Origin of the sequence: Halarsenatibacter silvermanii (genome assembly GCF_900103135.1) — a bacterium.
GTDB classification, from domain to species: domain Bacteria; phylum Bacillota; class Halanaerobiia; order Halanaerobiales; family Halarsenatibacteraceae; genus Halarsenatibacter; species Halarsenatibacter silvermanii.
Map to the genome: position 1 here is coordinate 1 of NZ_FNGO01000058.1, position 2,773 is coordinate 2,773.

3 protein-coding genes and 1 pseudogene are annotated in these 2,773 nt (G+C 32.7%); all 4 read right to left on the reverse strand.

Annotated elements, in window-relative coordinates; genetic code table 11:
- Nucleotides 1–425: 425 nt before the first annotated feature.
- Nucleotides 426–566 (reverse strand): annotated as a pseudogene (locus BLT15_RS13855) (helix-turn-helix domain-containing protein); the annotation flags it as partial.
- A 17-nt stretch (nt 567–583) separates the two neighbouring features.
- Nucleotides 584–724, reverse strand: a complete 141-nt coding sequence (locus tag BLT15_RS13375; RefSeq protein WP_159429971.1) for a hypothetical protein — start codon at nt 722–724, stop codon at nt 584–586.
- 589 nt (nt 725–1,313) lie between these two features.
- Nucleotides 1,314–2,000: a hypothetical protein gene (locus BLT15_RS12935; RefSeq protein WP_089762489.1), complete on the reverse strand. Its 687-nt coding sequence runs from the start codon at nt 1,998–2,000 to the stop codon at nt 1,314–1,316.
- A 102-nt stretch (nt 2,001–2,102) separates the two neighbouring features.
- On the reverse strand, nt 2,103–2,651 hold the full coding sequence (locus tag BLT15_RS12940; RefSeq protein WP_159429972.1) for a leucine-rich repeat domain-containing protein: 549 nt from the start codon (nt 2,649–2,651) through the stop codon (nt 2,103–2,105).
- Nucleotides 2,652–2,773 lie beyond the last annotated feature (122 nt).

Below are 2,773 nucleotides of genomic sequence, written 5' to 3' on the forward strand. Positions count from 1 at the left end.
TTTAATTCTAGGATGCCTGGAGGTGTCCCTCCTTTTTCAGGTACACCTCTGTAATTTTAGTTTCCATTCTCTGTATTTTTAGTTTACCAAAAACAACATAACGTTTAAAATATGCTGATTCAAAGCTATATAACAAAGCTGGATGAAATCTCTGATAATTTAACTAAAAAAAGAAAATACTTTTGAACTTTGATGTCTTAAAACTTGTCAATAATTTAAGGAAACCAAAAGTTTTAGGACATGTTGGTTTTTCCTTAACGAAAATATGAAGTTCAGTTTAATCATTGCACATAATCTCCTGTTTTACGCCATTTTAATTGCTGAACAAATAAAAAAACTGGCCTGTTAAGCCAGCTCTAATTATAATATTCCCTGCTTGTTTAGATCCAGGGTTTTTCATTTTATTTTTGCGCTCCACCCAAGTATCAATTCCCTTCTTTGATTAGCTGTAATTCTACTTTGGACTTGCAATTCAATTGTTTAGATATTTTCCTTAAATACTTCAAAGTTAAATTATATCCATTTTCAATACTAGAAATCACACTCTGAGTTGTACCGGTCCTCTCTGCAAGCTCTTTTTAAGTTATTCCAAGTTCTTTTCTTCTTTTAATATCTGATGGGCAATTTCATATTCCAATTCTATTTCATCCCAGGCCTCTTGAAATTCAAAATCTTTTTCATATTTTTCGTCAAAATAAACTTCTGCTTTCGTGAGATCTTCCATTATAATTCATCCCCGTCTTTGTAAAAATATATCGACCAATTACCCCAATTAGTATTATCGCATATATGCTATAATTCTATTAGCATTTTACTGCTAATAAGTCAAAAACTTTTCTATTATTAGTTTGCCTCTCAAATATCGATAGTTATTGTCGGTTCTTTTTATGGGACACTGTTCCAAGATATAAGTGCTATATTTTTTGTTTTTTAAAAACCAATACACATACGAGAAAGTCAATAATGTTTCAATTTTTTTAATTTTTTTAATAAAGACACCAACATAAAAAGATCCCCGGCATGTCAACAATCATAGAGGGGGCATGTTGGTGTCTATTTTGTCAAATCCAATTCTATTTTAAAAAATTTAGAATTTATTATATTTTCATATATTTTTTTATATTGTATAATGAATAAAATATTTTTCGCGCCACTTTATTGTGTTAAAATTACGTACGTATTTTGCCCCAGTCTCCCACCACCAAAAAATGAAAACACTACAACCTAATTTCGTAAAAAAATTATGAAAGCAAGTAAGAATTCTTTCTGATCCAGATAATTTATATGCGTTTTTTATTCGCCTAAGATTTTTGTTAATTTGCTCTCCCGAGTATTTCTAAATGAACATCATTACCTGCTGGAGTTCTTACTTCAATAGCTTGATCGGAACCTTTAATTGTGAAAGTCTCGCTGTTTATTGCATTGTTAGTATCAAAATGTACAATTTCTGAACCCCAGGTCTTCACTTTAGCTTTACTTGAAGTATTTATATAAGCTTCTTTATCTTCTTCAATATCAGGACCTATAAGAACGACACTGTCCGAATCAAAATTTGCCGAATCTCTTATTCCTAATAATTGATCGGGAGCAGAACCTAAAAGAAATTGTCCGATATCCCATTCTCCTTCCGCCTGCACCTGCAAATATTTAGGGTCCTCTCCTCTGTGAAAGTTTTGTCCTACTATACCACCGTATTTTCTATCCGTGTCTATTAAAGTTCGCACCTTCTCTTTATTTTCATCAAAAGTGGTGACTTTAAAATCTTCCTCTTCTTCGTTGCCAATTACGTGAAGGATATGCAAAGCGCCCTGTCCCCCAACTCCTTCAACATCTACTGCTTTTAATTCAAAAAAAGAATCATCTCTACCTAAATAAGTATATTCCCTCCCTCGAGATCTTACTCTAACAGCATCAGTTACTTCTGTAGGCCCTGCTGCAGCATAACCAACCAGAGAAAAGATGAAAACTATCAGGAATATAATCGTAAATTTCCTTTTCATTTTTTTCACCCCTTTGCATTTTTTCGTAGTGCCAAAATGACTAACCCCGGGCCTATCAAAGTTAGTCTGATTTTTAAACCTAACCGGATAAAACTTTACAAGCTATTTAAAAATTTTTTCAACATTATCGTCAAAAGCCTCTTTTTCTATATTCATGGCACTATCTGGGATCTTAATTTTTTCTAAATTATTATTGGTAAAAGCCTCCTCTTCTATTTTAGTAACACTATCCGGAATTTTGACTTCTTCCAGATTATTACTTGCAAAAGCAGAATCTCCTATCTCATTAACTCCCTCCGGTAAATTCAATGTTTCCATAGTGTTATTATAGAAAGCATGGAACCCTATTTTATTAACGCTATCCGGAATTTTTATGTTCTTTAAGTTATTGCCGCTAAAAGCAAAGTCTTTAATTTCAGTAATACTTCTTGGAATTTCTACTGATTTTAAATTAATATAAGCAAAAGAGCCTTTTCCTATTTTAGTGACTTTCTCCCCGTCTATTTCAAGAGGAATCACTATATTTTTATGACCTTTTCTATAATTAATTATTTCCCCATTTTCAAACTCAAAACTTTTCGGATCAGTTACAGCTTCCGCCTTGGCTTTGCCTCCACTAAATAAAGGGAGCAAAATCAAAATAAATGTCAATAAACTTATTATTGCTGTTTTTAGTATTTTACACTTAGGACATTTGTCCGCCCTGTTCCGCGGTTAGACGTGGTTGTACGGTGTTGACTGGTTCATCAGGGGGTTAACCCCCTGATGAAAAT